Raw genomic sequence first — 26,979 nt, 5'->3', positions numbered from 1 at the left:
AGACGCCGCCCCCCCCCGCCGTCTCGGCGGGCGGCCGTCCCTCCTCCAGGAGGAGGCGGGCGCGGCGCACCCGGGCGTCGGTCAGCCAGGTGTGCGGCGGCATGCCGTACGCGCTCTTGAAGGCCCGCAGCAGCGCGAACGGGCCGGTGTCCAGTTCCCGCGCGAGCTGCTCCAGGGTGGGCGGGTCGGCCATCCGCTCCTCCAGGGCGGCGCGGGCGCGGGCGGCGGTGCGGGCGCCGGCCGTACGAGGTGCCCGGGGCGGCAGCGGGCCTCCGTGGCGGCGCAGCAGGTGGGCGAGGGCGACCCGCAGCAGGCTGTCGGCGGCCAGTGCGTTGCCGGCCTCGGCCGCCCGGTGGATCCCGGCGATCATGCGGCCGATGCGCGGTTCGTCGGCGACGGTGCGGACGAAGCCCGCGGTGCCGCGCAGTGCGGTGGTCTCCCGGGCGATGCCGGCGACGAGGTCCGCCGACGGGTAGAGCGTGGCGTAGGTCCAGCCTTCGGGGGCGCCGGCCCGCGCGCTGTGCGGCACCTCCGGATTGATCATCACGATGCCGCCGTGGCCGGCGTGGACCGTGCCGTCCCGGAGGCCGACCTCCTCGATCCCGGAGGTGACCACGCAGATCACATAGCCGTCGTGGGCATGGCGGGGGAAGGAGTGCTCCACGTAGCGGGCGCGCAGCAGGTCCAGGCCGGGCAGTCCGGCATAGCGCCAGTGGCGCGCCCATTCGCCGCGGGCCCGCGGCACCGCCCGCGCGCCGGCCGCGCCGCGCGGTACGGAACCGCCGCCCGCGCCGCCCCCGTCGATCATGAACATGCCCCCCATTCTGCGCCCGCCGGACCGCCGCGGGCCGGGACGTCCGCACCGTGGACGGGGGGCGGCGGGCCGCGGCAGGCGGTGACGGGCGCGGGTGGCCGGGGGCGGCGGCGCCTCGGCGGGCCGTCCGTGACGGGCGCCGGACCGGATTGTCAGTGGTCCGGTGCACGATGGGGAACATGACCGAGGCAGCGCTCGATTCGTTCTCGCCGGCGACCCGGGGATGGTTCACCGGGGCCTTCAGCGCGCCCACCGCCGCGCAGGAGGGCGCCTGGCGGGCGATCGGCGCCGGCTCCGACGTCCTCGTGGTGGCGCCGACCGGCTCCGGCAAGACCCTGGCCGCCTTCCTCGCGTCGCTGGACGCGCTGGCGGGCAGCCCGCCGCCCGCCGAGCCCAAGAAGCGCTGCCGGGTGCTGTACGTCTCCCCCCTCAAGGCGCTCGCCGTCGACGTGGAGCGCAATCTGCGCAGCCCGCTGACCGGGATCCGCCAGGAGTCGGTCCGCCTCGGGCTGCCGGAGCCGGACATCCGGGTGGGCATCCGCTCCGGTGACACCCCGCCCGCCGAGCGGCGCTCGCTGGCCGTCCGCCCGCCGGACATCCTCATCACGACCCCCGAGTCGCTGTTCCTGATGCTGACGTCCTCGGCCCGGGAGGCGCTGGCCGGCGTCGAGACGGTCATCGTGGACGAGGTGCACGCCGTCGCCGGCACCAAGCGCGGTGCGCATCTGGCGCTCTCCCTGGAGCGGCTGGATGAGCTGCTCGCCCGCCCGGCCCGCCGGATCGGGCTGTCGGCGACGGTCCGCCCGGTGCAGGAGGTGGCCCGCTATCTCTCCCCGCGGCGCCGGGTGGAGATCGTCCAGCCGCCGTCCGGGAAGGAGTTCGACCTGTCGGTGGTCGTCCCGGTGGAGGACATGGGAGAGCTGGGCGGCTCCCCCGTCCAGGAGGGCGACCCGGGCGAGAAGCCGTCCATCTGGCCGCAGGTCGAGGAGCGGATCGCCGACCTCGTCCAGGCGCACCGCTCCACGATCGTCTTCGCCAACTCCCGCCGCCTGGCCGAGCGGCTGTGCAACCGCCTCAACGAGATCGCGTACGAGCGCACGGTCGGTGCGGCGCTCCCCGAGCACCACTCCCCCGCGGAGCTGATGGCCGAGTCCGGTGCCGCCAAGGGCGCGCCGCCCCTGCTGGCCCGCGCCCACCACGGTTCCGTCTCCAAGGAGCAACGCGCCCAGGTGGAGGAGGACTTGAAGGCCGGCCGGCTGCCGGCGGTGGTCGCCACCTCCAGTCTGGAGCTGGGCATCGACATGGGCGCGGTCGATCTGGTCGTCCAGGTGGAGTCGCCGCCGTCGGTCGCCTCCGGGCTCCAGCGGGTGGGCCGGGCCGGCCATCAGGTCGGCGCGGTCTCGACGGGCATCGTCTTCCCCAAGTACCGGGGCGATCTGGTGCAGGCGGCGGTGGTGACGGAGCGGATGCGCACCGGCGCCATCGAGGCGCTGCGAGTGCCCGCCAATCCGCTGGACGTGCTGGCCCAGCAGCTGGTCGCGATGACCGCGATGGACACCTGGGACGTCGGGGAGCTGCTGGCCGTGGTCCGCCGGGCGGCCCCGTTCGCGGCCCTCCCGGAGTCCGCGTTCACCGCCGTCCTGGACATGCTCGCCGGCCGCTATCCCTCCGACGCCTTCGCCGAGCTGCGCCCGCGCGTCGTCTGGGACCGCGTCGCGCAGACGGTCACCGGCCGCCCCGGCGCCCAGCGCCTGGCCGTGACGTCCGGCGGCACGATCCCCGACCGCGGTCTGTTCGGCGTCTTCCTGGCGGGCGAGAGCTCCGCGAAGGGGGGCGGGCGACGGGTGGGGGAACTGGACGAGGAGATGGTCTACGAATCCCGCGTGGGCGACGTCTTCACGCTCGGCACGACGTCCTGGCGCATCGAGGACATCACCCGCGACCGGGTCCTGGTCACCCCCGCCCCCGGAGTCCCCGGCCGGCTGCCCTTCTGGAAGGGCGACCAGCTCGGCCGTCCGCTCGAACTGGGCCGTGCGCTGGGCGCGTTCCTCCGGGAGATCGGCTCGCTGCCCCCACAGGACGCCGGCGCCCGGCTGGCCGCCGCCGGGCTCGACGACTGGGCGGTCTCCAACGTCCTGGGCTATCTCACCGAGCAGCGGCAGGCCTGCGGCCATGTCCCGGACGACCGCACGATCGTCGTCGAGCGCTTCCGCGACGAGCTGGGCGACTGGCGCATCGTCATCCACTCCCCGTTCGGCGCGCAGGTGCACGCACCCTGGGCGCTGGCCCTCGGCGCCCGGCTCACCGAGCGCCACGGCATGGACGCCCAGGTGATGCACGCCGACGACGGCATCGTGCTGCGGCTGCCGGACGCCGATCTGATGGGCCTCGACCTCCTCGACGGCGACACCGGCCTCGGCGGCTCGGCCGACCGCCCGGAGTACGACCCGGAGCAGTCCCCGGTGGGAGCCGCCGATGTCGTCTTCGACCGGGGCGAGGTCGACCAGCTCGTCACGGACCAGGTCGGCGGCTCCGCGCTGTTCGCCTCCCGCTTCCGGGAGTGCGCGGCGCGCGCCCTGCTGCTGCCCCGGCGCAGCCCCGGCAAGCGCACGCCGCTGTGGCAGCAGCGCCAGCGCGCCGCCCAGCTCCTCCAGGTGGCAAGCGAGTTCGGGTCCTTCCCGATCGTGCTGGAGGCGGTCCGCGAATGCCTCCAGGACGTCTTCGACGTGCCGGGCCTGGCGGAACTGATGGGCGACATCGAGGCCCGCCGGGTCCGCCTGGTGGAGGTGACCACCCCCGAGCCGTCCCCGTTCGCCCGCTCGCTGCTCTTCGGCTATGTCGCCCAGTTCCTGTACGAGGGCGACTCCCCCCTGGCCGAGCGCCGCGCCGCCGCGCTCTCGCTGGATTCCCGGCTGCTGGCCGAGCTGCTGGGCCAGGCCGAGCTGCGCGAGCTGCTGGACGCGGAGGTGCTGGCCGAGCTGGAGCGCGAGCTCCAGTGGCGTACGGAGGACCGGCGCGCCAAGGACGCCGAGGGCGTCGCCGATCTGCTGCGGCTGCTGGGGCCGCTGACCGACGGGGAGCTGGCCGAGCGCGGCGCGGATCCGGCCTGGCCACGGGAGTTGGCCGCCGCCCGGCGTGCCATCCGGGTGCGGATCGCCGGCGCCGACCACTGGGCGGCCGTCGAGGACGCCGGGCGGCTCCGGGACGCGCTGGGCACCGCGCTGCCGGTCGGCGTCCCGGAGTCCTTCACCGAGCCGGTCAAGGACCCGCTGGGCGATCTGCTGTCCCGTTATGCCCGCACCCACGGCCCGTTCACGTCCGAGCAGGCCGCCGCCCGCTTCGGCCTCGGCACGGCCGTCACGGACGGAGCGCTGCACCGCCTCGCCGCCGCCGGCCGGGTCGTCCAGGGCGAGTTCCACCCCGCCGGGATAGGTCAGGAGTGGTGCGACGCCCAGGTGCTGCGCCGGCTGCGCCGCCGCTCGCTGGCCGCGCTGCGCGAGGAGCTGGAGCCGGTGCCGCCCGCCGCGCTCGCCGCCTTCCTCCCCCAGTGGCAGCAGGTCGGCCCGCCGCGCCCGGCGCCGGCCGCCGGTGCGCCGGCCGCCCCGCCCGCCGGTCCGTACGGCCTGCGCGGTATCGACGGCCTGGTGCGCGCCGTCGAGCAGCTCCAGGGCGCGCCGGTGCCCGCCTCGGCCCTGGAGAAGCTGGTGCTGCCGTCCCGCGTCGGCGGGTACTCCCCGGCGCTGCTGGACGAACTCACCGCCACCGGCGAGGTGTTGTGGGCCGGCGCCGGCGCCCTCCCCGGCAAGGACGGCTGGCTCACCCTCCATCTCGCCGACTCCGCGCCCCTGTTGCTCCCGCCCCCGCTCCCCCTGGAGCTGACCGCGCTGCACGACGCCGTGCTCGCCGCCCTCGCCCCCGGTTACGGCCTGTTCTTCCGGCAGATCGCCGATCAGGTCCGCGCCACCACCCACCCCGATGCCACGGACCCCCAACTCGCCGGCGCCATCTGGGATCTGGCCTGGTCGGGGCGGCTCACCAACGACACCCTCGCCCCGCTCCGCGCCCTCCTCGGCTCCGGCCGCACGGCGGGCTCGACCGCCCACCGCGCCCGCCGCGCCGTCCCCCGGGGCAGGTACGGTTCGCTGACCGCGGCGGCCGGCCGGCCCACCGCCTCCCGCTCCGGCCCGCCCACGGTCGGCGGCCGGTGGTCCCTGCTGCCCGCCCCCGAGCCCGACCCCACCCACCGGGCGCACGCCCTGGCCCGTACGCTCCTGGACCGGCACGGCATCGTCACCCGCGGCGCGGTCGCCGCCGAGGGCGTCGTGGGCGGCTTCTCCGCCGCCTACCGCGTACTGGCCGCCTTCGAGGAGTCCGGGCAGGCCCGCCGCGGCTATGTCGTCGAGGGGCTGGGCGCCGCCCAGTTCGCGATGGACGGCGCGGTGGACCGGCTGCGCGCGGTCAGCAGCCGGCGGGAGCGCACCGCCGACACCACCCTCCCGGACGGCGCGCCGGCGCCCGCCCGCCGCGACGGCCCGCCGCGCGCCCTCCTCCTGGCCGCCGCCGACCCCGCCAACGCGTACGGTGCCGCGCTGCCCTGGCCCGATCCGCCCGAGGGCTCCACCCACAAGCCGGGCCGCAAGGCGGGCTCCCTGGTCGTACTGGTCGACGGGGAGCTGACGCTCTACATGGAGCGCGGCGGCAAGACCCTGCTCCTCTGGCCGCTCGGCGACCCTGCCGACGCCGCCACCGACCCCCGTCTCCAGCCCGCCGTCGCCGCCCTCACCGACGCGGCCCGGGCCGGCGCGCTCGGCACCATCACCACCGAGCGGATCAACGGCACCGCCGCCCTGACCTCCCCCTTCGCCCCGATATTGGAGGCCGCCGGCTTCCATCCGACGCCGCGCGGTCTGCGGCTGCGCGGCTGACCCGTGGCGGGCCGGCCCGCCGGACGCGGGCCACCGCTCGCCCGCCGCAGCGTGCATGATGGCCCCATGCCCGAAGGTGACACGGTCTGGCGGCTGGCCCGGCGCCTCCAGGAGGCCCTGGCCGGCAGCCCGCTGATCCGCTGCGACCTGCGCGTTCCCCGGCTCGCGACGGTGGATCTGACCGGCCGCGAGGTGCTGGAGGTGGTGCCCCGCGGCAAGCATCTGCTCACCCGCTTCGAGGGCGGTCTCACCCTGCACTCCCATCTGCGGATGGACGGCGCCTGGCAGATCTACGCCCCCGCCGAGCGCTGGCGCGGCGGCCCCGCCCACCAGATCCGGGCCGTCCTCGGCACCGCCGCGCACACCGCCGTCGGCTACCGCCTCCCCGTCCTCGACCTGCTGCGCACCGCCGACGAGGCCCGGGTCACCGGCCATCTGGGCCCCGACCTCCTCGGCCCCGACTGGGACCCCGCCGAAGCCCTGCGCCGGCTGCTCGCGGCCCCGGGCCGCCCCCTCGGCGAGGCGCTGCTCGACCAGCGCAACCTGGCCGGCATCGGCAATGTCTACAAGTCCGAGCTCTGCTTCCTGCTCCGCGCCTCGCCCTGGCTCCCCGTCGGTGATCTCGCCGACCCCGAGCGCGCCCCGGCGCTCGCCAAGAAGCTCCTGGAAGCCAACAAGCACCGCCCCGCCCGGGTGACCACCCCATGGGGGTACCGCCCACGCCCGTTCGAGGGCAGTGGGGGGTCGCGCCCCGACCGCCGCCTGTGGGTCTACGGCCGCGCCGGCCGCCCCTGCCTGCGCTGCGGTACGACGGTGCGCACCGCCGAACAGGGCCGCACCGCCGAGGAGCGCGTCACGTACTGGTCCCCCCCCTGCCAGCCCCTCCCGCCCGCATCCGGCAGCCAGCCCGACACCCCACCCCCGCAATCCAATTGACGAGCCATCAGCTCCATCTCCCTACCCTCACCCCATGCGCCTCGCCGCATACGACCTCACGGGCCGCGACGGCGTCGCCATGCCCTGGTGACCTGCCCCCGGTCCGCCCCCGCGCGCCGCTTCGCCCGCTCGCGCCGTCCCGCCCACGGCACACAGTGCACCGGCAGCAGACTCAGCCCCCAGCCGCCCATCACCACGGCGCCTTCCACCGGCCCGGCCGACTGCGGCCACAGCGCCAGCCGGAACACCGCCCACCACCACAGCCCCCCGACGAGGGCCGCGGATATCCAGCGGCCCGGCGCGGACCGCGGCCCCCGGCCGCCCGGCCTGCGGGCCGGCACCCGCCCGTCCGGGCCGCGCGCCATGAAGTCGCGCCACGCCATGCCTGCCTCCTCGGGGGCCGACGTTAGACGGGCCCGCGGCCCGCCGGCAGAGCGCACCGTCGCACGCCCGGCGCGCACACCGTGCCGCAAGCCCCCAGGCGCACGACACGGTCCGCCCCGGACAAGGTCAGTGGGCCTCGACCTGGAACATCCAATGGTGCTTCTCCAGGTCGGCGGTCAGCCCGATGAGAATGTCCTGGCTGACCGGGTCCGGATCGGCGGTGACGGTGATCCGCTCCCGCATCCGCCCGATGACCGCGCCGAGCGCGTCCACCAGCGTCCGCACCGCGTCACCGTCCTTGATCCAGCCGTCCCCGATCTCCCGGATGCCGCTGGTCTTGGCGACCGTGGCCGACCGGCCGTCCGGGGGCACCCCGATCGCCGAGGACCGCTCGGCCACCGTGTCCGCGTGCTGCCGCGCCGTGTCGACGACCTCGTCGAGCTGGAGGTGGACGGGGCGGAAGCGCGGCCCGACGACGTTCCAGTGCACCTGCTTGGCGACGAGGCCGAGGTCCACCAGGTCGACCAGGGCTCCCTGGAGGGCGTTCCCGACGACGGTGCGGGCTTCATCGGAGAGGGTGCTCGTGACGACAGGCATCCAGTTACTCCTTTTCAGGCGCATTCAAGGACATTCATGCGAATATCCCGAAAAGACCGATTTAGCCCATCGTACGGTCCAAGCCGCTACTCCGAGCAGCCCAGCGGGTCCGCCCGGGCACCCGGCCGCTCCCCGCCCGGACAGCACGGAGCCCCGGCGGGCTGCTGCCCGCCGGGGCTCCGATCACGTACGAACTGCGGTGTCAGGCCGCGACGACATCCACGACGTCGGCCGGGGGCTTGATGGTCACGCGCTCCTCGGGCACACCGGCCAGGGACGTGACGGACACCGAATTGAGCTTCGGCCGCACCGGTGCCGGCACCGTGTCACCAGCAGCCGCGGACGCTGCCAGCTCGGCGAGCGCCAGCTCGTCACTGACCTCTCGCATGAGCTCGGACATGCGCACATCCAGTGCGTCACAGATCGCCGAGAGCAGTTCGGAGGACGCCTCCTTCTGCCCCCTCTCGACCTCGGACAAATAGCCGAGCGACACCCGGGCGGAGGACGAGACCTCGCGCAGGGTGCGGCCTTGGCGCTGACGCTGTCGGCGCAGCACGTCACCCAGCAGGCGACGAAGCAGAATCATCGCTGGCTCCCTCCTCGGACCTCGGATCCGGATCCTTCTCGCCCCACCGTACCGCCTCGGGCCGCGGCCGTGCCGGGAGCGAGTTCGTGTTCACTCAGGGCTGCAAACATCCATTCCCCCCGTGTTGTTCCGTATCCTGTGCCCGCGCATTTTCTGTGAGTTCGCTCAACAGCAGTGCGAGCACGGCCTGGACGGCGTCCCGGCGGATCCGGTCGCGATCCCCCGCCAGTGCCAGCCGTCGTACCTCTCCGTCACCGTCCGGACCCTGCACGGCCACGTACACCGTGCCCACGGGCTGCCCGTCCTGGGGCTCCGGCCCGGCGACGCCCGTGGTGGCGATGCCCCAGTCGGCGCCGAGCACCCGCCGCACCCCGCGCGCCATCTGCCGCGCGACCTCGCCGTCCACGGCCCCGCGCGCGGCCAGCAGATCGCCGTCCACGCCCAGCAGCTCCCGCTTGAGCTCGGTGGCGTACGCGGTCACCGAGCCGCGCACCACCCGCGACGCCCCGGGGACCGCGGTCAGCTCCCCGGTAACCAGTCCGCCGGTCAGCGATTCGGCCACGGCCAGGCTCTGCCGCCGCCCGGCGAGCACCTCCAGCGCCCCGGCCGCCACAGAACCCGGCCCGCTCACCGCGCGGTGTTCCTCTCGGCCCGCTCCGCCGCCTCCGCCCGCTCCCTGGCCAGCCCGGCCCGGCGCAGCACCACGGCCTGCCGTACGTAGTCGAGTCCGGTGACGACCGTCAGCACCACGGCCACCGCCATCACCCACCAGCGGAAGGTCGCCAGTGGACCGGTCAGCACCAGGACGTACATGCCCACGGCCGTCCCCTGCGCCAATGTCTTGATCTTGCCGCCGCGGCTGGCCGGAATCACACCGTGCTTGATCACCCAGAACCGCATCAGCGTGATGCCGAGCTCCCGGAAGAGGATCACGCCCGTCACCCACCAGGACAGATCCCCGAGCACCGAGAGGCAGATCAGCGCCGCACCCATGATCGCCTTGTCCGCGATCGGGTCGGCGATCTTGCCGAAGTCCGTGACCAGGTTGTACGTACGCGCCAGATGCCCGTCGAAGACATCGGTGATCATGGCGATGGCGAACGCCGCCCAGGCGAACGAGCGCCAGGCCGGGTTCGCGCCGCCGTCGTGTATCAGCAGCAGGACGAACGCCGGGACCAGCAGCAGCCGCAGCATCGTCAGGACGTTGGCGATGTTCCACAGCCCGGCCTGCCGGACGGCCGGCGCGGTGCGCGGCCTCCCGGCGGCGGAAGCCGAGGCTCCGCTCATCTGCCCGCCTCCTCGGTACACCCCGTACCGTCCACCGACAGCACCTCCGCCACGAGGTCCACGCCCTCGCTCGCGACCACCTTTGCTTCGACCATACGACCGGGCCGCAGGTCCGGGCCGCCCGTGAGCAGCGTGACCCCGTCGGTCTCCGGCGCCTGGTGCGCGGCCCGCCCGACGACGCCGTCGTCCTCGTCGTCGGTCCGGTCCACCAGCACCCGCACCGTCTCGCCGACCCGCTCGGCCGCCCGCTGCGCGGTCAGCTCCTCGGCGAGCCGGGACACCCGCGACAGCCGCTCGGCGACCACGTCCGGGTCGACCTTGTCCTCGTAGGAGGCGGCCTCGGTGCCGTCCTCGTCGGAGTAGCCGAAGACGCCGATGGCATCCAGCCGCGCCTCGCCGAGGAACCGCTCCAGCTCCGCCAGGTCGCTCTCGGACTCACCGGGGAAGCCGACGATGAAGTTGGACCGGGCCCCGGCCTGCGGCGCCTTCGTGCGGATGGTCTCCAGCAGCTCCAGGAAGCGGTCGGTGTCGCCGAAGCGGCGCATCGCGCGCAGCACCCCGGGCGCCGAGTGCTGGAAGGACAGGTCGAAGTAGGGCGCCACCTTGTCGGTGCCGGTCAGCACGTCGATCAGACCGGGCCGCATCTCGGCGGGCTGGAGGTAGCTGACCCGGATCCGCTCGATGCCGTCGACCGCGGCCAGCTCCGGCAGCAGCGTCTCCAGCAGCCGGATGTCCCCGAGGTCCTTGCCGTACGAGGTGTTGTTCTCGGAGACCAGCATGATCTCCTTGACGCCCTGCTCCGCCAGCCAGCGGGTCTCGCCGAGCACGTCGGAGGGCCGGCGGGAGATGAACGAGCCGCGGAAGGACGGGATCGCGCAGAACGAGCAGCGCCGGTCGCAGCCCGAGGCCAGCTTCACCGAGGCGACCGGCTCACTGCCCAGTCTGCGACGCAGCGGCGCCCGTGGCCCCGAGGCCGGCGCGACGCCCGCGGGCAGGTCCTGCGGCGGGACCGCCGGCTCCTCGGCACCGGACTGGGCGTGGCCGGGCAGTGCGACCCCGGCGGCGTCCTGGCGCTCGGCCGGGCTGATCGGCAGCAGCTTGCGGCGGTCGCGCGGGGTGTGCGCGGCGTGGACGCCGCCGCTGAGGATCGTCCGGAGCCGGTCGGAGATGTTGCCGTAGTCGTCGAAGCCGAGCACGCCGTCCGCCTCGGGCAGCGCCTCGGCGAGCTCCTTGCCGTAGCGCTCGGCCATGCAGCCGACGGCGACGACGGCCTGGGTACGGCCATGGTCCTTGAGGTCGTTGGCTTCCAGCAGGGCGTCGACGGAGTCCTTCTTGGCGGCCTCGACGAAGCCGCAGGTGTTGACGACGGCCACATCCGCGTCGGCGGCTTCCTCGACGAGCTCCCAGCCGTCCGCTGCCAAGCGGCCTGCGAGCTCCTCCGAGTCCACCTCGTTACGGGCGCAGCCAAGAGTGACAAGGGCGACGGTACGGCGTTCGGGCATAGGGCTCAGCCTACTTCGTCCCGGCCGCCCCTATGGCGCGCAGGTCTCCGCCGCCGGCACCGGACCCCCGGGCCGTGCGGCGGACACCCCCGCGAGCGGTCGGTCTCAGCCCGCCTGCGGGTCTCCCGGTGTGTAGCTCAGACGCTCCACGGAGCCCTCGTCGCCGACCTTCTTGACCTCCTTGCCGTTGACGTACAGCTGTACGGCCCCGGCGTTGCCGACGACAAGATCGATCCGCTTCTTGTCGGTGAACGTCTTCGACTCGCCCTGCTGGAGCAGCCCGTCCTGCAGGAGATTGCCGTCCGCGTTCTTGGCGGAGACCCAGCTCTGGCCGTCCTTGGCGGTCACCTTGATCGTGACCTGGTCCTTGGGCAGTCCGGCGATGGCGCTGTCGGACGGCGCCGGGTGGGGCCGCGCGGGCTGGGGCTGGGAGGGGTGGATGGTGCGCGACGGCCCGGGCCGGTCGGCCTTGGCGGTGTCGGCCGCGATCGGTCCGCCGCCGTGCTTGCCACCGCCGCTGAAGAGTGTGAAGCCGACGAAGCCGATGACGGCGACGATCGCCGCGACCATCGCTGCGGTCCAGTTCGGGCGCCGCGGCTCCGAGCGGATCCGCTCCGCCTCGAAGAGCGGGGCGGCGGCCGTCGGCGCCGGCCGGCCGCCGTGCTCGGCGTCGTAGCGCGCGATCAGGGGTTGGGGGTCGAGGGACACGGCACGGGCGAGTGTTCTGATGTGTCCGCGCGCGTAGACGTCACCACCGCAGCGCGAGAAGTCGTCCTGCTCGATCGCGTGAACGATGGGGATCCGCACCCGTGTCGTCGTACTGACCTCTTCAACGGTCAGTCCCAGTCCGATACGGGCCTGCTGGAGGGCTCGACCGACCGAAGGCCGGTCCTGGCCGGCGGACGGCCGGTCCTCTTCGGGAGGACCAGCGGAAGGCCGGTCGTCTTCGGGGGAGTTGCCGATGGACACGGGGGCGCCTTTCGAGCGTGTAGCCACCTGCTGGAAGTTCAGTCTAGGGGTGTAGCGAAAGGGTCGGGCAAGCGGGAGAGCCGGGTTTGTACGCCATCAGAACGCCCCGCCGCACTGCCCCGGGGCCGGAGGATGAAGCATCGTTCCCACGCCTCCCTCACCTTGACGTATCGGCAGAAGAAACGGTTGCCTGCCGCCACGTACGGGTGACCCCGTACGTGCGTGCTACCCGGTAGCCTCCCCGCGGATGACCGCCAGCACTCCGTCCAATTCATCCGGCTTCACCAACACGTCGCGCGCCTTGGAGCCCTCGCTCGGGCCGACGATGTTCCGCGACTCCATCAGGTCCATCAGCCGCCCGGCCTTGGCGAAGCCCACCCGCAGCTTGCGCTGGAGCATCGACGTCGACCCGAACTGGGTGGACACCACCAGCTCCGCGGCCTGGCACAGCAGATCGAGGTCGTCGCCGATGTCCTCGTCGATCTCCTTCTTCTTCGCGCTGCCGACGGTGACGTCGTCCCGGAAGACCGGCGCCATCTGGTCCTTGCAGTGCTGGACGACGGCGGACACCTCGGCCTCGGTGACGAACGCGCCCTGCATGCGCACCGGCTTGTTGGCGCCCATCGGCAGGAACAGCCCGTCGCCCTTGCCGATCAGCTTCTCGGCACCCGGCTGGTCGAGGATGACCCGGCTGTCGGCGAGCGAGGACGTCGCGAACGCCAGCCGGGACGGCACGTTCGCCTTGATCAGACCGGTCACCACGTCGACGGACGGGCGCTGGGTGGCCAGCACCAGATGGATACCGGCCGCGCGCGCAAGCTGGGTGATGCGGACGATGGAGTCCTCCACGTCGCGCGGCGCCACCATCATCAGGTCGGCCAGCTCGTCCACGATCACCAGCAGGTACGGATACGGCGCTAGCTCCCGCTCGCTGCCCGCGGGCGGGCTGACCTTGCCGTTGCGCACCGCCTCGTTGAAGTCGTCGATATGCCGGTAGCCGTACGCGGCGAGGTCGTCGTAGCGCAGGTCCATCTCGCGCACCACCCACTGGAGCGCCTCGGCGGCCCGCTTGGGGTTGGTGATGATCGGCGTGATCAGGTGCGGGATGCCCTCGTACGCGGTCAGTTCGACCCGCTTGGGGTCGACCAGCACCATCCGCACGTCCTCCGGCGTGGCCCGCACCATGACCGAGGTGATCAGGCAGTTGATGCAGGAGGACTTGCCGGAACCGGTGGCACCGGCGACGAGGATGTGCGGCATCTTCGCCATGTTGGCCATGACGTAGCCGCCCTCGACGTCCTTGCCGAGCGCCACCAGCATCGGGTGCTCGTCGCCCGCCGCGTCGGCCAGCCGCAGCACGTCGCCGAGGTTGACCATCTCGCGGTCGGTGTTGGGGATCTCGATGCCGACCGCGGACTTGCCGGGGATCGGGCTGATGATCCGGACGTCCGGACTGGCCACCGCGTACGCGATGTTCTTGGCCAGCGCGGTGATCTTCTCGACCTTGACGGCCGGGCCGAGCTCGACCTCGTAGCGGGTGACCGTCGGGCCGCGGGTGAAGCCGGTGACCGCGGCGTCGACCTTGAACTCCTGGAAGACGTTGCTCAGCGCGGCCACTATCGCGTCGTTCGCCGCGCTGCGGGTCTTGCCGGGGCCGCCCCGCGACAGCAGGTCGAGGGACGGCAGGGAGTACGTGATGTCGCCGGAGAGCTGGAGCTGTTCGGCGCGCGGCGGCAGATCACCGGACGCCTCCGGCGCGGGCTTGGTGAAGTCCACCGGTGCCTTGGTCAGGTCCGGCACGGACCGCGCCGGCTCCTCCTCGGAAGCGGCCGGCTCCGCGTCCCGCGCCGGCGGCACCGAGCCGCTGTCCGCCCCGGCGTCCGCGCCGCGCTCCCCGGAGATCCCGCTGCTGAGGCCCGCGACCAGCGGCGAGGGCTGGACGCCGTGCAGCACCGCGCCGTCGAGCGCGGCGGCAGCCGCGGCGGCCACGTCCACCGCGTCCATCTCCCGGTCGACGGGCTGCCCGGCGCCCCGGCGCGGGCGACGGCGGGCCAGCGCCGCCTCCTCCATGACGTCCTGGTCCGGCGAGCCGGCCGCGGCACCGCGCCGCGGCTTGCGGGCCGGCTGCTCGCGCCACTCCTCGGCGTACTCCGCCGGCTCCTCGCCGTACGGCCCGGCCTCCCCGCCGTCCACGGTCTCCAGTACGCCCAGCCGGACGGCGAGCGCCCTCAGCCGCTGCGGAATGGCGTTCACCGGCGTCGCGGTCACCACCAGCAGCCCGAAGACGGTCAGCAGCACCAGCAGCGCCACCGCCAGGGTCTGCCCGACGGTGAAGATCAGCGGCTTGGACGCGGCCCAGCCGACATAGCCGCCGGCGTCCTGTATGGCGGCGAACCCGTCGCCCCGCCCCGGGGACCCGGACGCCATCGCGACCTGGCCGAGCACGCCGACGACCAGCGCGGACAGCCCGATGACGATCCGGCCGTTGGCCTCCGGCCGCTCGGGATGGCGGATCAGCCGTACCGCGATGCCGCCGAGCAGGACCGGTACGACCAGATCGAGCCGCCCGAAGGCACCGGTCACCAGCAGCTCGACGAGATGCCCGACCGGCCCGGAGAGGTTGGACCACGTACCCGCCGCGATGACCAGCGCCAGACCGAGCAGCAGCAGCGCCAGCCCGTCCTTGCGGTGCGCCGGGTCGAGGTTCTTGGCGCCGCGCCCGAAGCCGCGGAACACCGCCCCGACACCGTGCGCGGCACCGAGCCAGCAGGCGCGCGCGACGCGGTAGCCCCCGCCGGTCGGCGACGGCGCCGGCCTCGGCGCGGCCTTCTTGGCGGGCGCCTTCCTGGCCGGGGCCTTCTTCGCCGCCGCGGTCTTCTTGGCCGGCGGCTTCTTCGCGGGTGCCTTCTTGGCGGCGGTCTTCTTCGCGGCGCCACCGGACTGTCCGGCGCGCGGCTTCGAGGGGCCTGCCGTGCGCTGGGTTCCCTTGCCGGACGTACGTGAGGCCATGGCGACGAGGTTACAGGCGCCGACGGGCGCGGCACGAGCGCACGGCGCTTCACCCATTCGTGTCGCGCACCGGCCTCCTGAAGGGCCGTCAGTCCGCGTCCGTACGGCCCGTCAGCCCGCCGCCGCTCCCGAGCCCGGCTCCAGGGCGTCCAGGGCCCGGCGCAGCCCAGTCAGCTTGCGCTCCAGATGCGCGGCGGTGGCCACCGCCGCGGCGTCCGCGCTCTCGTCGAGCTGTTTGGAGAGCGCCTCGGCCTGCTCCTCGACGGCCGCCAGCCGCGCCGAGAGCTCGGCGAGCAGCCCCGCGGACTCCTTGGTCCCGCCGACGCTCTGCCGGCCGCCCTCCAGCTGGAGCCTCAGCAGCGAGGCCTGCTCGCGGAGTTGGCAGTTCTTCATGTACAGCTCGACGAAGACCGAGACCTTGGCGCGCAGCACCCACGGGTCGAACGGCTTGGAGATGTAGTCGACCGCGCCGGCCGCATAGCCGCGGAAGGTGTGGTGCGGACCGTGGTTGATGGCCGTGAGGAAGATGATCGGGATGTCCCGGGTGCGCTCCCGCCGCTTGATGTGCGCGGCGGTCTCGAAGCCGTCCATCCCCGGCATCTGCACATCGAGCAGAATCACCGCGAAGTCGTCGGTGAGCAGTGCTTTGAGCGCTTCCTCCCCGGACGATGCCCGCACCAGTGTCTGATCGAGCGCAGAGAGGATCGCCTCCAGCGCCAGCAGATTCTCCGGCCGGTCATCGACCAGGAGGATCTTGGCCTTCTGCACCATGGCCCGTCCTCCTCGCCCCGGCATCGAACCGGACGCCGCCCCAGGGGACGACTCCGTCACGCCGCCCGTCCTTGTGCCGGTCATGGTAGCTGCACCCCGCCTGTCGCCACACCCTGTCACCGCGATGTCACCGTGCACGTAGCAGAAACGCAGCGAGAGACGAGAAGGTTCCCCGAATCCCGCGGTCCCACACGTCTACGGCCACACTCAGTCAGCAACGCGATGATCCCCTTTCGGCTCCATACTGGACGCCCCGTCACCTCGCGCGCATCCATTGCTCCATGACCGACAACAGATGATCGGTATCCACCGGCTTGGTCACATAGTCGGAGGCCCCGGAGTCGATGCTCTTCTCCCGGTCGCCCTTCATCGCCTTCGCGGTCAGCGCGATGATCGGCAGCCCGGCGAACTGCGGCATCCGCCGGATCGCGGCGGTCGTCGCATAGCCGTCCATCTCCGGCATCATGATGTCCATCAGGACCAGCACGATGTCGTCGTGCTGCTCCAGCACCTCGATGCCCTCCCGGCCGTTCTCCGCGTACAGCACCGAGAGCCCGTGCTGCTCCAGGACGCTGGTGAGCGCGAAGACGTTGCGGATGTCGTCGTCGACGATCAGCACCTTCTCGCCGTGGAAGCCGCCGTCCAAGCCCGGGTCGACCAGGTCCTGGCCGTTGCCGAGCCAGGGCTCCTCGGCGGATTGCCGATCCGACTGCGCTGCCGCCTGGGACGACTGCTGCCCCGCGGACGAGGGCTGGCCCGGCAGCGCGAACCGCCGGGGCGTACCGGAAACCGCCCGGCGCCGCCGCCTGCCCAGGCTGCCGCCGGGGCCCCGGTCGCGCTGCGGCTCCTCGCCCTCCTGGCCCACGGCCTCGGTCTCCCGCGCCTCCGCGTCCATCGCCAGCCCCCCGGCGACCAGCTGCGGATAGCCCTGCGGCGGCAGCCCGCCCGGGTTGTGCGGCAGGTACAGCGTGAACGTGGAGCCACGGTTGGGCTCGCTCTGGGCGTGGATCTCGCCGCCCAGCAGCCGGGCGATCTCCCGGCTGATGGACAGGCCCAGACCGGTACCGCCGTACTTGCGGCTGGTGGTGCCGTCCGCCTGCTTGAACGCCTCGAAGATGACCCGCATCTTGCTGGACGCGATGCCGATGCCGGTGTCGGTCACCGAGAACGCGATCATGTCGGCCTCCGGGTCGCGCAGCGAGCCGTGCTCCAGCAGCTGCTCGCGGATGGCCACCGGGACGTCCGCACCGGCCGGCCGGATCACCAGCTCGACGGCGCCGCTGTCGGTGAACTTCACCGCGTTCGACAGCAGGTTGCGCAGTACCTGGAGGAGCCGCTGCTCGTCGGTGTGCAGCGTCGCGGGCAGCTCCGGGGAGACCCGTACGGAGAAGTCCAGCCCCTTCTCGGCGGTCAGCGGCCGGAAGGTCGCCTCGACGTAGTCGACGAGCTGGACCAGCGCGATCCGGGTCGGGCTGACGTCCATCTTGCCGGCCTCCACCTTGGACAGGTCGAGGATGTCGTTGATCAGCTGGAGCAGGTCGGAGCCGGCGCCGTGGATGGTCTCGGAGAACTCCACCTGCTTCGGGGAGAGGTTCCCCTCGGCGTTGTCGGCCAGCAGCTTGGCGAGGATCAGCAGCGAGTTCAGCGGCGTCCGCAGCTCGTGCGACATGTTCGCCAGGAACTCCGACTTGTAGCGCATCGAGACCGCGAGCTGCTCGGCGCGCTCCTCCAGGACCTGCCGCGCCTCCTCGATCTCGGTGTTCTTCACCTCGATGTCGCGGTTCTGCGCCCGCAACTGCTCGGCCTTCTCCTCCAGTTCGGAGTTGGACAGCTCCAGCGCCTTCTGCCGGCTCTCCAACTCCGCGGAGCGCTCCCGCAGTTGCTCGGTCAGCTCCTGCGACTGCTTGAGCAGCACCTCGGTCTTGGTGTTGACCGAGATGGTGTTGACGCTGGTCGCGATCATCTCGGCGATCTGGCTGAGGAAGTCCTTCTGGATCTGGGTGAACGGCTGGAACGACGCCAGCTCGATCACGCCGAGCACCTTGTCCTCGAAGAGCACCGGCAGCACGATGATGTTCGCCGGCGGCGCCTCCCCGAGCCCCGAGGCGATCTTGAGGTATCCGGACGGCACGTTCTCCACCAGGATCGTGCGGCCCTCCTCCGCCGCCGTCCCGATCAGCGTCTCACCGGGCTTGAACGTCGTCGGCATGCCGCCCATGGCGTAACCGTACGAGCCCATCAGCCGCAGCTCGTACGCGCCCGGTTCGCCGCCGTCCGCGCCGATCTCCCGGGTGTCCGGCTGCGCCGCGAGGAAGAACGCGCCGTGCTGCGCGGAGACCGCGGGCGACAGCTCGCTCATGATGAGGGTGGCGACGTCCTTGAGGTCGCGGCGGCCCTGCATCAGACCGGAGATCCGGGCCAAGTTGCCCTTGAGCCAGTCCTGTTCCTCGTTGGCGAGGGTGGTCTCCCGGAGGGTGGAGATCATGGTGTTGACGTTGTCCTGGAGTTCCAGGATCTCGCCGGCCGCGTCCACATCGATCCGGACGTTGTGGTCGCCGAGGGTCACGGCCGCGGCGACCGCGGCGATGGCACGCACCTGACGGGTCAGGTTGCCGGCCATCTCGTTCACCGACTCCGTCAGGTCCTTCCAGGTGCCGGCCACGCCCCGCACCTGCGCCTGACCGCCCAGTTGGCCCTCCGTACCCACCTCGCGGGCCACCCTGGTGACCTGCTCGGCGAACGAGGACAGCTGGTCGACCATGGTGTTGATGGTGGTCTTCAGCGCCAGGATCTCGCCCCGCGCGTCCACGTCGATCTTCTTGGTCAGGTCGCCCTTGGCGACCGCGGTGGTGACCATCGCGATGTTGCGGACCTGACCGGTGAGGTTGTTGGCCATGGAGTTCACCGACTCGGTGAGGTCCTTCCACGTACCGGCGACGCCGGGGACGCGGGCCTGGCCGCCCAGGATGCCGTCGGTGCCCACCTCACGGGCCACGCGGGTGACCTCGTCGGCGAACGACGAGAGCGTGGTGACCATGGTGTTGACGGTGTCGGCCAGCTGCGCGACCTCGCCGCGCGCCTCGACCGTGACCTTCTTCGTCAGATCGCCGTTGGCGACCGCCGCCGAGACCTGCGAGATGTTCCGCACCTGGATGGTCAGGTTGTTGGCCATCAGGTTGACGTTGTCGCTGAGGTCCTTCCAGATGCCGGTGACGCCCGGAACCCGTGCCTGGCCGCCCAGTTGGCCTTCCGTACCGACCTCGCGGGCGACCCGCGTCACCTGCTCCGCGAACAGCGACAGCTGGTCGACCATCGTGTTCACGGTGGTGACGAGTTCGAGGATCTCGCCCTTGGCGTCGACGGTGATCTTCTTGGAGAGGTCGCCGCGGGCGACCGCGGTGGTCACCTCGCCGATGTTGCGCACCTGCGACGTCAGGTTGTTCGCCATGAAGTTGACGGACTGGGTGAGGTCCTTCCACGTACCGCTGACGCCCTGTACCTCGGCCTGGCCGCCCAGGATGCCCTCGGTGCCCACCTCGCGGGCGACCCGGGTGACCTGCTCCGCGAAGGACGAGAGCTGGTCGACCATGGTGTTCAGGGTGTTCTTCAGCTCCAGGATCTCGCCCCGGGCGTCCACGTCGATCTTCTGCGACAGGTCGCCGCGCGCCACCGCCGTCGCGACCTGGGCGATGTTGCGGACCTGCGCCGTCAGGTTGCCGGCCATGCCGTTCACCGAGTCGGTCAGATCGCGCCACACACCGGCGACGCCGGGCACCTGCGCCTGGCCGCCCAGCCGGCCGTCCGTACCGACCTCCCGGGCGACCCGGGTGACCTGCTCGGCGAAGGCGGACAGCTGATCGACCATCGTGTTGATGGTGTTCTTCAGCTCCAGGATCTCGCCGCGCGCGTCGACGTCGATCTTCTGCGACAGGTCGCCGCGCGCCACCGCCGTCGTCACCTGCGCAATCTGCCGCACCTGCGAAGTCAGGTTCCCCGCCATGAAGTTGACGGAGTCGGTGAGCTCCTTCCACGTACCGCTGACGCCGTCCACCCGCGCCTGACCGCCCAGCCGGCCCTCGGTACCCACGTCCCTGGCCATCCGGGTGACCTGGTCCGCGAACGACGACAGCTGGTCCACCATGGTGTTCACGGTGTTCTTCAGCTGGAGCATCTCGCCGGAGACGTCGACGGTGACCTTCTGCGAGAGATCGCCGTTCGCCACCGCCGTGGTCACCTGCGCGATGTTGCGGACCTGCCCGGTCAGGTTCCGGAACGCGGTGTTGACGGAGTCCGTCAGGTCCTTCCACGTACCCGCCGCGCCGGGCACCGCGGCCTGCCCGCCGAGCTCGCCCTCGACGCCGATCTCCCGTGCCACCCGCGTGACTTCGGCACCGAACGCGGAGAGCTGGTCCACCATCGTGTTGACGGTGTTCTTCAACTCCAGCATCTCGCCGGCCACATCGACGGTGACCTTCTGCGAGAGATCGCCGTTCGCCACCGCGGTGGTCACCTGCGCGATGTCCCGCACCTGCCCGGTGAGGTTGCGGAAGGCGTTGTTCACCGAGTCGGTGAGGTCCTTCCACGTGCCCGCCGCGCCCGGCACCTGCGCCTGACCGCCCAGCTGCCCCTCGGCACCGACCTCGTTGGCCACCCGCGTCACCTCGTCCGCGAAGGTGCGCAGCGTCTCGGTCATGGTGTTGATGGTGTCGGCCAGCTGCGCCACCTCGCCGCGCGCGCTGACCGTGACCTTCTGCGACAGGTCGCCGTTCGCGACCGCGGTGGTGACCTGGGCGATCCCGCGTACCTGCGCGGTGAGGTTGCCCGCCATGAGATTGACGGAGTCGGTGAGGTCCTTCCACACGCCGGCCACACCGGGGACCTGTGCCTGGCCGCCGAGCTCGCCCTCGGTGCCGACCTCGCGGGCCACCCGGGTCACCTCGGAGGCGAACGAGGAGAGCTGGTCGACCATGGTGTTGACGGTGTTCTTCAGCTCCAGCATCTCGCCGGCGACATGGACCGTCACCTTGCGCGACAGATCGCCCTTGGCGACCGCGGTGGTGACGAGAGCAATGTCACGTACCTGCGCCGTCAGCCGGGAAGCCATCGTATTGACGGATTCCGTCAGATCCTTCCACGAACCCGACATTCCGCGCACCCGCGCCTGACCGCCGAGCTTGCCCTCCGTACCGACCTCGCTGGCCACCCGCGTGACCTCGTCGGTGAAGGCCGAGAGCTGGTCCACGAGCCCGTTGACCGTCCGGCCGACCTTCAGGAACTCACCCCGCAGGGGATGCTCCGAAGAACTGTCCGAACTGCGCGACCGCAGATCCATCCGCTGTTCCAGGTCGCCCTCGGAGACCGCCGACAGCACCCGCCCGACCTCGGACACCGGCCGTACGAGGTCGTCCACCAGCGCGTTCGAGGCATCGATCGCCGCGGCCCAGGAGCCCTCGGCGGCGCCGACCTCCAGCCGCTCGGTGAGTTTGCCCTCACGCCCCACGACACGGCGCACCCGGGCCAGCTCACCGGTCAGATGCAGATTGCGGTCCGCGACCTCGTTGAACACGGCCGCGATCTCCGACATGACGCCGTCGCCGGAAACCGTGAGCCGCTTGCGGAAGTTTCCGTCCCGCATGGCGACGAGAGCGACCAACAGCCGATTCAACGCGGCCGTATCGACCTCGGTCGTCCCATTACTCCGGGATCGTCCGCTTTTCGCGCGCGTGCCAGCGCCCCGCGCCGCTGCGCCAGACTCCACCGTGTCCCTCCCGCAGGGTCGACCGTTCTCTCCGGGCTCTCTCTTCATGCTTGCCCAGTGTTTCACCATGGCCCACCAGAGCCATAGGGAGTCGAAACGTAACCACACCACCGACGTTTCGTTGAACCCGGCGGGCAGGGCCTGTCCATCGTCACCGCCTTGGGTAGGACGAGAATCCCCATGTGGGAGGAGTCACAACAGTTCGGCAGCATCCAGTACACAGGGTGTCGTTACCGTGCCGACCATGACGCGGCGGCCTGGTGCATTCCTCACGGGGGATGCACCAGGCCGCCGCAGCGCTCTGCGTCCAGGACGCACACCTTTGTTCCCACCGCCTGACCAGACCGTCTAGCCTGGCTTGCGCATCGACACGACGAGAAACGGGCACAGAACTCGGGGGAGCGACGAAAAACCAATGGGGAGTGCTGTGATCACCGCGCGGGCCGCCGCCACCTTCGAGCCGGTCGGGCGTTCCGTCGCCACTGCCCGTGCGTTCGTCAGGGACACTCTCCAGGGTTGGGGCTGCGCCGACATCGTCGACGACGCCGTGGTCCTCACCAGCGAACTGGTCACCAATGCCGTGGTACACGCCGGCACCGCCGCCGATGTGCTGTGCCTGCGCACCGACGGCGGCGTGCGCATCTCTGTCGCCGACCGCTACCCCGAACGTGAGATTCCACTCCAGAGCGCCGGCCAGGCCATGGTCCACCCCGACCGCGAGGGCGGACGCGGCCTGCTGCTGTGCGGCGCGCTGGCCGCCCGCTGGGGCGTGGAGTACACCGCCGCCCAGAAGCACGTCTGGTTCCATCTCGAACTCCCCGAGCGCCCGGCCGGCACCCGCGCGGCCGGCCCCGCCCTCCCCGTGGACGCCCTCCCGGTCGCCGACACGCGGGTCCGCGTCGCGGTGATCCAGATCGACCGCGGCGGCTGCGTCAGCTTCTGGAACGAGGACGCCCAGGACCTCTTCACGTACGACGCCGAACAGGTCATCGGCAAACCCCTCACCGACTTCGCCGCCTGGCCGCACACCCCCGGCACCGGCACCGGCATCGCCGAGGCACTCCAGCTCTCCCGCTGGGAGGGCTCCTACGGCATAAGAGGCGCCGACGGCCGGGTCATCCCCGTCTACGCCTCCCATCTGCGGGTGCGCGACGCCGACGGCGAGGCCTCCACCGTCTGTCTCCTGGTCCGCGACCACGAACGCGCCATCCTCCAGAGCCCGCAGCGCACCCCCGCCGCCGACGCCACCACCCCGCCCGAGGGCCGCCCGTCCGACCCGTTCGAGGTCTTCATCGGCTCGCCGGCCCCCGACGACCTCGACGGACTGCTCCAGCGCACCGTCGAACGCGCCCGCGACATGCTCGACGGCGACGCCGCCTACCTCCTGCTGGCCACCGACGACGAGACCGAACTGGAGGTCCGCGCCTCCACCGGCCTGCCCTCCGCCCGCCAGCGGTTCGCCCGCGTCCCCGTGGAAGCCGGATCCGGACGCTACGGCTCCGCCCGGATGCCCGCCGTCCACGAAGACCTCAGCGCCGTCCCCGGTGCCGTCCCGCTCCTGTCCGGTACGGGCATGCGCTCGGTCGTCACCGTCCCGCTCAAGGTCGAGGGCCGGCTCACCGGCTCCCTCGGCGTCGCCGCCGAAGCCCCCGGCCGGTACACCAACGAAGAGGCGCTGCGCCTCCAGTTCGCCGCCGACCGCATCGCGCTCGCCGTCGAACGCGCCCGCCTCACCGAGCTGGAGAAGCTGCGCCGCGGCTCCCTCTCCTTCCTCGTCGAGGCGTCCGACCTCCTGGCCGGCACCCTCGACCGCGACCAGACCCTGGCCCTGATGGCCCAGATGACGGTCCCCACCCTGGCCACCTGGTGCGCCGTCTACACCGTCGCCGACCAGGCGTCGGAACCGGAACTCTCCTACGTCCTCCATGAGGACGAGGACCGCATCGACGGCCTCAAGACCCTGCTGATGAAGGTCGATCCGCCCGAGCCGGTGCCCACACCCGGCGCCCGCGTCTGGACCGCCCCCGCCGACGCCGCCCACGACGCCGCGCTGCGGACGTCGCTGCGCAGCCTGGGCCTGGAGGAGTCCGCCCGCCCGTCCACCGGCCCCGGCGCCACCCTCGCCACCGCCTCCGCCGTCGGCGGCGAGACCGTCGTCCTCCCCCTGGTCGCCCGCAACCGCGTCATCGGCATGCTCACCCTCGGCAAACCGACCGAGGAGCACTTCCGCCAGGAGATCCTCGAACTCGCCGAGGACCTCTCCCGCCGCGCCGCCCTCGCCCTGGACAACGCCCGCCTGTACAGCGAGCGCACCGCCATCAGCCAGTCCCTCCAGCGCAGCCTGCTGCCCCCGGAACTGCCCGACATCCCCGGCGTCGAGGTCGAGGTCATCTACCGCGCGGCCGGCGAGGGCAACGAGGTCGGCGGCGACTTCTACGACCTCTTCCCGATCCGCGACGGTGCCTACGGCTTCGCCATCGGCGACGTCTGCGGCACCGGCCCGGAGGCCGCCGCCGTCACCGGCCTCGCCCGGCACGCGCTCCGCCTCCTCGCCCGCGAGGGCTTCGGCGGCCCCGCCGTCCTGGAGCGCCTGAACGCCGCCATCCTCGACGAGGGCGCCCGCAGCCGCTTCCTGACCCTCCTTTACGGCGAGCTGTGGCCGCTGGACGACGGCAGCGCCCGGCTCAAGGTCGTCTGCGCCGGCCACCCCCTCCCGCTCCGGCTCCGCCAGGACGGCACCGTCGAGCCGGCCGCCGAACCCCAGCCCCTCCTCGGCGTCCTGGACGACCTCGAACTGTACGAACAGACCGTCACCCTCGACCCCGGCGACGTCCTGCTGTGCGTCACCGACGGCGTCACCGAACGCCGCGAGGGCGCCCGCATGCTCGGCGACGACGGCCTCACCGACGTCCTGACGACGTGTACGGGCCTCACGGCCGGCGCGGTCGCCGCCCGCGTCCTGCGCGCCGTCGAGCGCTTCGCCGCCGAACCGGCCTCCGACGACATGGCCATCCTCGCCATGCGCGTCCCCGAAATCCCCGCCGTCTAGCCCCCGTTGGGGGCGGAGATACGACTCCGCCCCCAACTCCCCCACCCACAACCCCACATACGAAAAAGTCCCCCACCATCCGGTGGGGGACTTTCCCTTTTCTGAGCCCCAATACGGAATCGAACCGTAGACCTTCTCCTTACCATGGAGACGCTCTGCCGACTGAGCTATTGGGGCGCGGCAACGAGATAAATAGTACCCCAACTCCGCGCCATGTCCGAACCGCACACCGCACCGCCTAAAAGGCCGGCTGCAGCAATCCCCCCAGCGCATTGCACGCCCCCACCATCCGGTGCAGCTCCCGCCGCGTCATCGCGGCATGCAACGGCAGCGCCAGCGTCTCGTCCACGGCCCGCTCGGTCTGCGGCAGAAACACATCCCGCCGCAGCCCCGGCAACCGGTACACCGGCGCCTGTACGGGCACCTTGCAGGCAACTCCCTTGGCCCGCAAGGCCCGTGCGAACGCATCCCGGTCCGGCCGCCCGTTCCCCGGCACCCGCACCACATACTGCTGGTAGGTGTGCCCCACCGCCGGCGCCGGCGTCGCGACCCCGTTCAGCCTCCCGTCGAGATACGTGGCATGCGCCCGCCGCTGCTCCACCCCGTCCGGCCGCGCCCCGGGCTCGTCCTCGACCACGACCAACAGCCCGTACCGCTGGCCGACTTCACGGATCCACCCGGCATCCGCCTGCCGCCCGAACCGGTGTATCGCCACCACCGCGGCCGTCTGACCGGACACCACATCCGACACGGCCGCCGGATCCAGACAGTAGCTCTCGGCATCCACATCCGCGAACACCGGCACCGCCCCCAACTCCACCACGGCCTGGGCGACTTCGGCGTTGCCGTAGGCCGGCACCACCACCTCGTCACCTGCACGGACACCGGCCGACCTGAGCGTTCCCACTGTCCCCATGCCGCGGAGCATGTCCAGCTGAGTTGAACGGCACGTTACGCCCGTCACCTCACCTTCCGAACAAAAAAGCTCCGGCTCCTGAACCAGAGGGTTCAGGAGCCGGAGCTGAATGATTGTTCGGCGGCGTCCTACTCTCCCACAGGGTCCCCCCTGCAGTACCATCGGCGCTGAAAGGCTTAGCTTCCGGGTTCGGAATGTAACCGGGCGTTTCCCTAACGCAATAACCACCGAAACACTATGAAGATGAACTCCAACCAGCATGGCGAGTTCGTTACTTCAGAACCTACACAGTGGACGCGAGCAACTGAGGACAAGCCCTCGGCCTATTAGTACCAGTCAACTCCAACCGTTACCGGTCTTCCATATCTGGCCTATCAACCCAGTCGTCTACTGGGAGCCTTACCCCATCAAGTGGGAGGGAGCCCTCATCTCGAAGCAGGCTTCCCGCTTAGATGCTTTCAGCGGTTATCCTTTCCGAACGTAGCCAACCAGCCATGCCCTTGGCAGAACAACTGGCACACCAGAGGTTCGTCCGTCCCGGTCCTCTCGTACTAGGGACAGCCCTTCTCAAGACTCCTACGCGCACAGCGGATAGGGACCGAACTGTCTCACGACGTTCTAAACCCAGCTCGCGTACCGCTTTAATGGGCGAACAGCCCAACCCTTGGGACCGACTCCAGCCCCAGGATGCGACGAGCCGACATCGAGGTGCCAAACCATCCCGTCGATATGGACTCTTGGGGAAGATCAGCCTGTTATCCCCGGGGTACCTTTTATCCGTTGAGCGACGGCGCTTCCACAAGCCACCGCCGGATCACTAGTCCCTACTTTCGTACCTGCTCGACCCGTCAGTCTCACAGTCAAGCTCCCTTGTGCACTTACACTCAACACCTGATTGCCAACCAGGCTGAGGGAACCTTTGGGCGCCTCCGTTACCCTTTAGGAGGCAACCGCCCCAGTTAAACTACCCACCAGACACTGTCCCTGATCCGGATCACGGACCCAGGTTAGACATCCAGCACGACCAGAGTGGTATTTCAACAACGACTCCACACCAACTGGCGTTGGCGCTTCACAGTCTCCCACCTATCCTACACAAGCCGAACCGAACACCAATATCAAGCTATAGTAAAGGTCCCGGGGTCTTTCCGTCCTGCTGCGCGAAACGAGCATCTTTACTCGTAATGCAATTTCACCGGGCCTATGGTTGAGACAGTCGAGAAGTCGTTACGCCATTCGTGCAGGTCGGAACTTACCCGACAAGGAATTTCGCTACCTTAGGATGGTTATAGTTACCACCGCCGTTTACTGGCGCTTAAGTTCTCAGCTTCGCCAACCCGAAGGTCGACTAACCGGTCCCCTTAACGTTCCAGCACCGGGCAGGCGTCAGTCCGTATACATCGCCTTACGGCTTCGCACGGACCTGTGTTTTTAGTAAACAGTCGCTTCTCGCTGGTCTCTGCGGCCACCCCCAGC

General features: G+C 71.3%; 14 protein-coding genes, 1 tRNA gene, 1 rRNA gene, 1 pseudogene and 2 other annotated features. Of the genes and pseudogenes, 3 read left to right on the top strand and 14 right to left on the bottom strand.

What is annotated here, in order from left to right; translation table 11 throughout:
- Positions 1-679 (bottom strand): annotated as a pseudogene (locus RZ84_RS26495) (AraC family transcriptional regulator); the annotation flags it as partial.
- Positions 680-993: 314 nt separating this feature from the next.
- Between RZ84_RS26495 and RZ84_RS26490 the strand changes: the two are divergent.
- Both RZ84_RS26490 and RZ84_RS26485 read left to right on the top strand, forming a co-directional pair.
- Positions 994-5,739, top strand: coding sequence for an ATP-dependent helicase (locus tag RZ84_RS26490; RefSeq protein ID WP_043266401.1), 4,746 nt, complete (start codon positions 994-996; stop codon positions 5,737-5,739).
- Positions 5,740-5,805: 66 nt separating this feature from the next.
- Positions 5,806-6,675: an Fpg/Nei family DNA glycosylase gene (locus RZ84_RS26485; protein ID WP_043266400.1), complete on the top strand. Its 870-nt coding sequence runs from the start codon at positions 5,806-5,808 to the stop codon at positions 6,673-6,675.
- 56 nt (positions 6,676-6,731) lie between these two features.
- Here RZ84_RS26485 and RZ84_RS26480 read toward each other — a convergent pair whose 3' ends face one another.
- From RZ84_RS26480 to RZ84_RS26435, 10 genes are all read right to left on the bottom strand, one after another.
- On the bottom strand, positions 6,732-7,058 hold the full coding sequence (locus RZ84_RS26480) for a hypothetical protein (RefSeq protein WP_347232789.1): 327 nt from the start codon (positions 7,056-7,058) through the stop codon (positions 6,732-6,734).
- Positions 7,059-7,185: 127 nt separating this feature from the next.
- Complete coding sequence (locus RZ84_RS26475; RefSeq protein WP_043266399.1) at positions 7,186-7,656, bottom strand: Dps family protein; 471 nt, start codon at positions 7,654-7,656, stop codon at positions 7,186-7,188.
- A gap of 202 nt (positions 7,657-7,858) precedes the next feature.
- Positions 7,859-8,242, bottom strand: coding sequence for a helix-turn-helix domain-containing protein (locus RZ84_RS26470; RefSeq protein ID WP_043266398.1), 384 nt, complete (start codon positions 8,240-8,242; stop codon positions 7,859-7,861).
- 94 nt (positions 8,243-8,336) lie between these two features.
- On the bottom strand, positions 8,337-8,873 hold the full coding sequence (locus tag RZ84_RS26465; protein ID WP_043266397.1) for a CinA family protein: 537 nt from the start codon (positions 8,871-8,873) through the stop codon (positions 8,337-8,339).
- Positions 8,870-9,529, bottom strand: a complete 660-nt coding sequence (pgsA, locus tag RZ84_RS26460; protein ID WP_043266396.1) for a CDP-diacylglycerol--glycerol-3-phosphate 3-phosphatidyltransferase — start codon at positions 9,527-9,529, stop codon at positions 8,870-8,872. Before pgsA ends, RZ84_RS26465 begins: the two co-directional genes overlap by 4 nt.
- The gene (rimO, locus tag RZ84_RS26455) at positions 9,526-11,031 is read right to left on the bottom strand and encodes a 30S ribosomal protein S12 methylthiotransferase RimO (RefSeq protein ID WP_043266395.1); all 1,506 of its coding nucleotides are present in this window, start codon (positions 11,029-11,031) and stop codon (positions 9,526-9,528) included. Before rimO ends, pgsA begins: the two co-directional genes overlap by 4 nt.
- Positions 11,032-11,136: 105 nt before the next feature.
- Positions 11,137-12,000 (bottom strand): helix-turn-helix domain-containing protein, encoded by an 864-nt coding sequence (locus tag RZ84_RS26450; protein ID WP_043266394.1) that lies wholly within the window; start codon positions 11,998-12,000, stop codon positions 11,137-11,139.
- Positions 12,001-12,225: 225 nt separating this feature from the next.
- Complete coding sequence (locus RZ84_RS26445) at positions 12,226-15,009, bottom strand: DNA translocase FtsK (protein ID WP_078894755.1); 2,784 nt, start codon at positions 15,007-15,009, stop codon at positions 12,226-12,228.
- 111 nt (positions 15,010-15,120) lie between these two features.
- Positions 15,121-15,780, bottom strand: a complete 660-nt coding sequence (locus RZ84_RS26440; RefSeq protein ID WP_043266392.1) for a response regulator — start codon at positions 15,778-15,780, stop codon at positions 15,121-15,123.
- A gap of 256 nt (positions 15,781-16,036) precedes the next feature.
- Complete coding sequence (locus tag RZ84_RS26435; RefSeq protein WP_078894210.1) at positions 16,037-21,538, bottom strand: HAMP domain-containing protein; 5,502 nt, start codon at positions 21,536-21,538, stop codon at positions 16,037-16,039.
- 427 nt (positions 21,539-21,965) lie between these two features.
- Here RZ84_RS26435 and RZ84_RS26430 point away from each other — a divergent pair, with 427 nt between their 5' ends.
- Positions 21,966-24,587: a SpoIIE family protein phosphatase gene (locus RZ84_RS26430; RefSeq protein WP_043266390.1), complete on the top strand. Its 2,622-nt coding sequence runs from the start codon at positions 21,966-21,968 to the stop codon at positions 24,585-24,587.
- Positions 24,588-24,691: 104 nt separating this feature from the next.
- Here the strand turns inward: RZ84_RS26430 and RZ84_RS26425 are convergent.
- From RZ84_RS26425 to rrf, 3 genes are all read right to left on the bottom strand, one after another.
- Positions 24,692-24,764, bottom strand: a tRNA-Thr gene (locus RZ84_RS26425).
- 61 nt (positions 24,765-24,825) lie between these two features.
- A complete protein-coding gene (locus RZ84_RS26420) occupies positions 24,826-25,503 on the bottom strand; it encodes a DegT/DnrJ/EryC1/StrS family aminotransferase (protein ID WP_043270889.1) in 678 nt (225 codons plus the stop codon).
- Positions 25,504-25,618: 115 nt separating this feature from the next.
- Positions 25,619-25,735: ribosomal RNA gene (gene rrf, locus RZ84_RS26415) — 5S ribosomal RNA — on the bottom strand.
- An 86-nt stretch (positions 25,736-25,821) separates the two neighbouring features.
- Positions 25,822-26,689, bottom strand: a sequence feature (23S ribosomal RNA rRNA prediction is too short).
- Positions 26,690-26,720: 31 nt separating this feature from the next.
- Positions 26,721-26,962, bottom strand: a sequence feature (23S ribosomal RNA rRNA prediction is too short).
- Between the last annotated feature and the right edge of the window lie 17 nt (positions 26,963-26,979).

Source organism: Streptomyces sp. CT34, from assembly GCF_000805335.1.
Lineage (GTDB): Bacteria > Actinomycetota > Actinomycetes > Streptomycetales > Streptomycetaceae > Streptomyces.
Note: the sequence above shows the minus strand (reverse complement) of the source record. Positions and strands in the feature narration are given on the sequence as shown.